At 55.2% G+C, this 6,847-nt stretch carries 6 protein-coding genes and 1 pseudogene; all 7 read right to left on the minus strand.

Annotated features, from left to right (window positions below):
• Positions 1-572 precede the first annotated feature (572 nt).
• Positions 573-980 carry a hypothetical protein gene (locus tag AC2A1E_RS12100; RefSeq protein WP_484383946.1) on the minus strand — a complete coding sequence of 136 codons (408 nt, stop codon included), beginning with the start codon at positions 978-980 and terminating at the stop codon, positions 573-575.
• Positions 956-2,251 carry a phosphatase PAP2/dual specificity phosphatase family protein gene (locus AC2A1E_RS12105; RefSeq protein ID WP_484383947.1) on the minus strand — a complete coding sequence of 432 codons (1,296 nt, stop codon included), beginning with the start codon at positions 2,249-2,251 and terminating at the stop codon, positions 956-958. The genes AC2A1E_RS12100 and AC2A1E_RS12105 overlap by 25 nt, the downstream gene beginning before the upstream one ends.
• Positions 2,248-4,008 (minus strand): bifunctional alpha/beta hydrolase/class I SAM-dependent methyltransferase, encoded by a 1,761-nt coding sequence (locus AC2A1E_RS12110; protein ID WP_484383953.1) that lies wholly within the window; start codon positions 4,006-4,008, stop codon positions 2,248-2,250. Before AC2A1E_RS12110 ends, AC2A1E_RS12105 begins: the two co-directional genes overlap by 4 nt.
• The gene (locus tag AC2A1E_RS12115) at positions 3,998-4,642 is read right to left on the minus strand and encodes a lysophospholipid acyltransferase family protein (RefSeq protein ID WP_484383948.1); all 645 of its coding nucleotides are present in this window, start codon (positions 4,640-4,642) and stop codon (positions 3,998-4,000) included. The genes AC2A1E_RS12110 and AC2A1E_RS12115 overlap by 11 nt, the downstream gene beginning before the upstream one ends.
• Positions 4,643-4,646: 4 nt before the next feature.
• Complete coding sequence (locus AC2A1E_RS12120) at positions 4,647-5,564, minus strand: phosphatidate cytidylyltransferase (RefSeq protein WP_484383954.1); 918 nt, start codon at positions 5,562-5,564, stop codon at positions 4,647-4,649.
• On the minus strand, positions 5,561-6,163 hold the full coding sequence (locus AC2A1E_RS12125; protein ID WP_459399525.1) for a CDP-alcohol phosphatidyltransferase family protein: 603 nt from the start codon (positions 6,161-6,163) through the stop codon (positions 5,561-5,563). The genes AC2A1E_RS12120 and AC2A1E_RS12125 overlap by 4 nt, the downstream gene beginning before the upstream one ends.
• 500 nt (positions 6,164-6,663) lie before the next feature.
• A pseudogene (locus AC2A1E_RS12130) lies at positions 6,664-6,847 on the minus strand (cytosine permease); the annotation flags it as partial.

The following is a 6,847-nucleotide window of genomic DNA, read 5'->3' on the forward strand; positions in this document are numbered from 1 at the left end:
ACAGAATTAACAGCACAACAACATTAGGGTGCTTTTTAAAATACAATAAAGAACCCTACGAATTATTATCGCATTCTCAAAAAAAAGCCGTTTTACACACTCAGCATTAAATCATCAAGGTATGCCGTTACTTGTAACAATCAGATAATAATATCACTTCCATCGCATTTAATTATAATAAACCCTTGATAAAGCCAACAACAAAAACAACATACCAAAAATAACAAAACATTGTTTCATTAAATTATGTTCTTATCTTTTTTTCGCGACAGAGTTCAAATTTTCATCCCTGGCTGACTAAATGAAGAGGCTGTTTTTAGCAAAAGTATAATTCAGCTCACAGAATAAATGGCCTGTTTCAGGCTGGTACCCCTTCGTCAGGAATACCGCTGAAAGATAGATACTCTAAATAATTCGAGTTGCTTGTAGGTGGCAAGTCCGAGAGTCGCCAGGAGCATAGGCTACTATGTGACTGGTGCGAACAGACGCAGCCAACACCCAGGCAACTTGAAGTATGGCGAGTAGATGTGGATAAAAACTTTTGGCAGATGCTTAGGAGCCTATAGTTATTCCTAGTACAGCGTCAGGGCCGATAGCCAAAGTACCCACAGCAGCGCGGTTATTATGATCGTATGCCTGAGTTGGCGTACAGCGCCCTGCTGCCGCTCGGGAAATGACAGCCGCGCCAGCTTTTCCCGCTGCCAGATCAACGCCAGCGCTTCCCCTGCTTGCTGATTCCGCGCTTCGTTGAACCGGGCCAAATATCCCGCGTCCAACCACAGCCGCCAGCAGCCGTAGCCGCTCGCGCCACTCAGCAGCGCAATTACCGCACGCAGTACGCCAGGTGAGGCGGCGAAAATCGTCCACAGCAGCGGTGGCGCAGCCATCAGCAACAGAAAACGCCAGCTTGCCAACGTTCGTTCAAGCAGTGCCGCCTGTAGCGCACTCTCTTTGGTTACTTCATCATGTTCGTTCGCCATTGCTCCAGCCGCTCCAGATGTTGAGAGGTGAAAACGACCTGTGGCCGTTTCTCGCGAATATGTGCCACCGCCTGGGCCACCGTCAGCGCTGGCTGTTGCTCTAACAACCAGGCTGCGGCAACCATCGCGCTACGTGATAGCCCCAGCGCACAATGGATTAGCACGGTACCCTGAGATTGCCGCAGCTGCTCCAGCGCCGTTACCGCCTGCCGGAGTTGCGTGTCATCCGGGCACAGCAGATCCAGCATCGGCACGCAGTGGTAAGCCACGCCCGTTAGGTGGCGCGACTGGGGAAACTCGCTGGTCACATCCAGCACCGCGTGCTGCGCTGGCTGGCGACGGGGGTAAAACCCAAGATAGACTCCGGCCGTCAGCGGGCTGACCGCAGGCAAACGACGCGTGTAGCAGAGCAGGGAAATAAACATCCCCCACCGCCAGGGCAGCAGCAGCCAACGGGCAGCGGGCGTCAGTTTCCCTTGTAGATCTTTCTGCAACGCGGCAACGCCAAGCCCGGCATATCCCAGCGTGACAATGCTCAGCGCGATCGCTGGCCACCACAGCCACGGGAAAAACCATCCTGCCGCCAAGCAGAACAGCGCACCGCACAGATAACGCCCAGCCAGAGTTTTACCGCGGGCGCTTGGACGCTGCCAGCGCCAGCGTTCTTGCTCTGGCACCAGCCAGTCAATCACCATCCCAATCACCAGCCCGGCAATCACATCAATGAAATGGTGCTGCCAGGTGGTTAGTACCGAAACCGCGATCAGCAGAAACCACGCGGCACACAGCCGCCGCCAGTGGCCGGTCAAGTGGCGGCTGAAATGACGCCACAACAGCCAGCAGAGAATAATATGCAGCGAGGGCGACTGGTTATAGGGGAGATCAAACTGTTCCAGTTGCCCGAACAACCAACCGGCAAAGCCGGAAACCGGCGGCCGAACAAAGCTAAAGCGCAGCGGAAACAGCAAGAACCCGGCACAGGCCACCACAGAAGCCAGTACCAACCGACAGACCAGACGACGCTGTTCGCTGAGCGAGAAACAGACAAACAGCGACAGGCCATACAGCAGATCCAGACTCCAGTAGGGGAGAATGGTCAGCGGAATAAAAGGAATCTGCCACTCCCAGGCAAACACTACACTGCCTACGCCCTCCCTGCCCGCAGTGAACTGATTCACCTGACCATAGGTGAGGAAGAAAAATGGCGCCAGCAGAAGCAGCCAGCCAACGCCTTGTATGACCAGGCTACGGCGCGTTACTGAACCAATCATGGGTGGCGTCGTACCGCCAGCGAGACGGTAAAAATCCCCCATTCATCAATGAGCTGGGTGCATTTATCAAAACCGGCTTCCCGCACCAGCGCATCCATCTCGCCCTGGGTACGCACACGCATCACCCAGGCCTTGCCATCTTTATGACTGGTGAGCGACCAGGCGATGGTTTTCAACTGTGGATGCCAAGGTTGCCCGGTATAGATCAAAATCCCACCCGGTTCGATGGCGTCCGCCAGCCCGGCCAGCGAACTACGCACCAGCGCATTTTCCGGGAACAGTTCGTAGAGGCCGGAAACGATGCCCAGCGTCGGGCGCGGTGCCAATGCCGCCAGTTCAGCGCGATTAAAGGCGTCGCCACGCTCAAAGCGCGCCTTATCCGCCATGCCGCGCTCAGCGATCATCTCTTGCCCTTTCGCCACGTTCAGTTCGCTGTAATCACGCAGTAAAACCTCGCTGACCGCCGCTTCACCCGCTAGCGCATCCAGCACATAGCGGCCGTGCCCGGCAGCGACATCCACCACTCGCACCGGCCTGCCCTGCTCCACCAGTTGCGCCACCGCCTGCTGGATAAGCTGCTGTAGGTGAACCTTACGTTGGCGAATGCCCTGCCAACCCACGCTATTGAGGTAGTTTTTATCGATCTGCCGCCCCAGCCAACTGCTACCCTGCGGTTGATTGCGATAGACATAATCCAGCGTACTGCCAGAGTCAAAACCGGTCTCAAACCCCAGCTTCACGCCGGTTGATTGAGTGCCGAGCATTTTCATGCCGTAGCGCATCGCGCGATAGGCCACATCATCAAGGGAATAAGGGGCCGGGCCGCCGCTCAGCATGCGCCAGCTATCCGCGCCGGGGCTCCAGCGATCTTCATTTTGGTAATCGAAACGTTGTGGCGGCATAGCGTACAGCGTGCCGATAAACGCGCGCATTTTGTCGAACGCGATTTGACGATCGCGCTCGCCGAGGGTGTCGTGATAGAAACCCGGCAACACGTGCAGCTCTTTGATCGGGCTGCGCAGGCGCTGGTAGAAATCCAACTGCGGCTTGCGGTGAACGACATAGTCCTCACCGGAGATCAGCAACTGCGTCGGCAGCGTAATCGCCGCTGCGTCGCTGACGATCCGTTCTGCGGTGCGGTAAAGATCGAGCAGAATATTGACGGCAATCGGCCGGGAAATCAGCGGATCCTGATTGAAACTCTCTACCCGCTCAGGATCGTGCGTCAGGTATTTGCCTTTGACGTAGGAATTGACAAAAAACAGCCCGCGCAAACGGTGCAGCAGCGCCAGCCCAGGGCGGGCAAACGGCACGTACAGTTTGACCTTAAAGGCCGGTGATGCCAGCACCAGGCCGCGGATCGCAGGCGCATAGTCGTGCGCCCAGGTTGCCGCCAGCACCGCGCCCACGCTCTGCGCCACCACGATCACCTCTTCCAATGCCGCCCGGCTGTCGGCAGCGGCAAAGCGGACAAACTCATCCACATCCTGCACTGAACGGGTCAACGATGGGCTATAGCCACGCTGGCCCGGCGAGCGCCCGTGGCCGCGCGCATCCCAGGCGTAAAACGCGGTATCCGGCATCGCCAACTCATCAACGATATGCTGCAAGCGCCCAGAATGTTCATGACCACGATGAAACAGCACGATGACTTTAGGTTGCGCGCCGTTTTCCAGCGCTGGCCAGTGGCGGTAAAACAGCTCGGTATGATCGCTGGTGAGAAAGCTTTTTTCGTCTGGCGTGCGGCTATTGACCATGGGATTCATTTCCTTTTGTCTCCTGGCGGAGTTGTAGTAAACGCTGCAACAGCGCGTCCTTAAACTGGTTTTTATCCGGATGAAAATGCAAAGCCTCACCCACGTTGGCGTCAATAAACAGCGGCAGCGGAATACGACAGCCCTTCGCCATCACCCGTTCGGTGCCTTTCAGCCAGACGGGAATAATCGGCACCTCCGGCATGCTCTGGCTGAGATACCACAGCCCCGATTTCAGCGGTGCCAGTTTCCCCGGTTCACCGCGCGTGCCTTCTGGAAACAGGATCAGGATTTTGTTGTCTCGCAGCGCCTGTTCGCACAGCGCCAGCGGATTAGCCTCTCCACCCTGACGCGAGACCGGAATAATATTGAGAATATTGAGCGAAAACCACGCCATCCACTTGTTGCGCAGAAAATAGTCTGCGGCCGCGGCCGGGTGCACAAGATGCTGCTGACCGATAGAGAACAGCGACAGCAGCACAAACACATCCATATGGCTGTTATGGTTCGCCACCACGATCGCCGGCCCCTGTTTCGGCAGTCGTTCCCGGTGCTTTACCCGCAGTCCAAGCCACAGCCAGATCACCGGCCAGACGATACACAGGGAAAACAGCGTTCTGAGAAATTTTTTCATCATGGCTTCAGTAACAGAAGTAACGGATAAAGTGGAAGAAAACCGGGGCGGTGAAGATCAGCGAGTCCAGGCGATCGAGAATGCCACCGTGGCCCGGCAGCAGCGTTCCGCTGTCTTTAACGCCGATGTCACGCTTGATCGCCGACATCACAATATCGCCGCAAAACCCGGTCACGCCGATGATCAGCCCCGCCAACAGCGCCATATGCCAGCTTAACGGTGTCAGCAGTGGGCCAAGCAGCAGCGCCGCCAGCGCAGTACTGCCGATACCGCCCACCAGCCCTGCCAGGGTTTTATTCGGGCTTACCTTCGGCGTGACCTTAATCCGCCCCAGCGATTTGCCCCACAGATACTGGGCAATGTCGTTAAATTCGGTCAGGCCGACCAGAAACAGCACCAGCAGCGCCCCGGTTTGCAGCCCATCGGCGGGCAGCACCAGCAAAAAGGCCACGTGGCTGAAAGCAAAAACGGTGGTCATCAAGCCCCAGTGCAGTTGCGACACCGTGCTCAAAAAGCCCTGAGTATCGCCAGCCATCACCATGCGCGCAGGTAAGAATAAAAAGACATACACCGGAATAAACACGATAAACATGCCGTACCAGCCAATACCAATCAGCCAGTAGTTAATGGGGATGGCGATAAACATCCACAGCAGCGGCATCCGGTCGGAATGCCGGGAGGGAACCAGCGTCAGGAACTCCTTCAACGCCATAAAACTGACCAGGGCGAAAAAGGTCAGCGCCAGCCAGTGCGGGCTGATCATCGCCAGTGAAAACAGCACAATAATCACCCACCAGGTACGAATGCGCAGCGTCAGTTCGTGCCAGTCTTTACCCGGACGCAACCAGACCAACAGGCCGTTCACCAGAGTGGCGAACAGCAACAGGGCAAAAATTACCGCCAGTGATTTTTCCAGCAACATTATTGGCGCTCCTCTACCAAGGCGCTACGGCAGCGGTTCACTACCGTCCAGATCAGCAGCAGCGTCGCAGCGCCCCACAGCAAGTTGTTCCATTCCAACGCTTGTGGCCAGATCGCCAGCACCAGCCCCCAGGTGCCAAACAGCAGTGCCCGGTCGCTTTTGCCCAGCGGCCCGGCATAGTTGCGCACGCCGTTGATGGTTTGCACCAGAATGCCGCAAAACTCGCTCAACACCGCGCAGAACAGCATAGCCAGCACCAGCGGCGCGTAACTGCCCGGCAGAAAGATAAAGGGGATATACAAGGCGACATCGGAGAGCACATCACCGATCTCATTAAGCATGGCGCCGAGACGGCTTTTCTGATTGCACTCCCGCGCCAGCATGCCATCAAGCGCATTGAGCGCCATGCGGATAAATAAGACGATTGGCAGGAGATAAAACAGGCTTGGTTGCGGGAATAACACCAGCAAGCCGCCCGTCAGAAACGACAGCAGCATGGCGGCCAGAGTGATATGGTTGGCCGTTACCCGACGCCTATTCAACCAACGCATAGTGGGCCGTAACAGCGCCTGAAAAGCAGGCTTAATCTTATAGAGCGTCATACTTCATCCCTGATTTATTTTACGTTACCGCCTTATATTGCCTCAGAAAACAATAACTCCGCCACTGTTTTGCTCTGGCTCAGCAGTTTTGAGTGGTGGTTCTCTGAAGCTATCTGCAAGGTTTGAAGCCTGATAAACAGCTAAAAACGATTCACTTAAAGAAGGGGGATTTATAAAAATATCTCTGGAGATCTTATTTTGAATATTTAAAAACACCAGAAGCTTAAATGGGGTGGCTTTATATAATATCCGATGCGACGGGCACACTGCGTACAATGCTGACGATCAACAATACTTTAGGTTCAGCCCAAATCAACGTGGCCGCCGGTTCGACAACATTTGAGCTCCGCAGCACGTTATCAATACTGAATAACTACAGCACTCCAGGCAATAACATCTCTGGTTCAACCACACTTCGTTTGGAAATCCCCTAATTACAGGCCAGTTAAAAACTGGCCTGTAATCTTTCGTAGACACTGACTATTTGCGTTGCCAGCCTATCAGTCGGATTGCCTCACCATTGGCCGATACCGGCATGAAAGCACGGTGACCACATAATAAAAAAGACTGGCAGCCGCTAAAGAGTTGATAGCCGGAACGCCCGCTTCGATAACAAACCCGATAAAGCCCCCGAATACGCACGCGATAATACCTGGCCAGACGATATTAGGCGTGTTTTCAAGG

Source organism: Serratia sp. HNCC26DJ206 (genome assembly GCF_057180605.1).